This is a genomic window from Actinomadura geliboluensis (assembly GCF_005889745.1).
GTDB lineage: Bacteria > Actinomycetota > Actinomycetes > Streptosporangiales > Streptosporangiaceae > Spirillospora > Spirillospora geliboluensis.
In genome coordinates this window covers 1-580 of sequence record NZ_VCKZ01000789.1, presented here as the reverse complement: position 1 = coordinate 580, position 580 = coordinate 1, and the positions used below count along the sequence as shown (strand labels likewise).

1 pseudogene is annotated in these 580 nt (G+C 68.4%); it reads left to right on the top strand.

Annotated features, from left to right (window positions below):
• Positions 1-580: pseudogene (locus ETD96_RS44260) on the top strand (signal recognition particle protein); the annotation flags it as partial.

Sequence of the window (580 nt, the reverse complement as noted above, 5' to 3'; positions counted from 1 at the left end):
ACATCCTCACCCTGATCGAGCAGGCCGAGCAGGCGTTCGACGCCGAGCAGGCCGAGAAGATGTCCAGCAAGTTCGCCTCGGGCGAGGACTTCACCCTCGAGGACTTCCTCGAGCAGATGATGATGATCCGCAAGCTCGGCCCGATCGGCAACCTGCTCGGCATGATGCCCGGCATGGGGCAGGTCCGCGACCAGGTCAACCAGATCGACGACAAGGACCTGGACCGGATCGCCGCGATCATCCGCTCGATGACCCCGCAGGAACGCGCCCAGCCAAAGATCATCAACGGCTCCCGCCGGGCCCGCATCGCGAAGGGCTCCGGCGTCGGCGTCGGCGAGGTCAACAGCCTCGTCACCCGGTTCTTCGACGCGCAGAAGATGATGCGCCAGATGGCCGGCGGGATGGGCCTTCCCGGCATGCCCGGCGGACGCAGGAAGACCAAGGCCGCGAAGGCGTCCAAGAACAAGAAGGGCAAGCAGCGCAGCGGTGACCCGCGCAAGCGCGCGGGCAAGGGCCGCCAGGACCAGCAGCCCGCGGCCGACGGCGGAATGCCCCAAGGCCTTCCCCCGGGGCTCGGCGG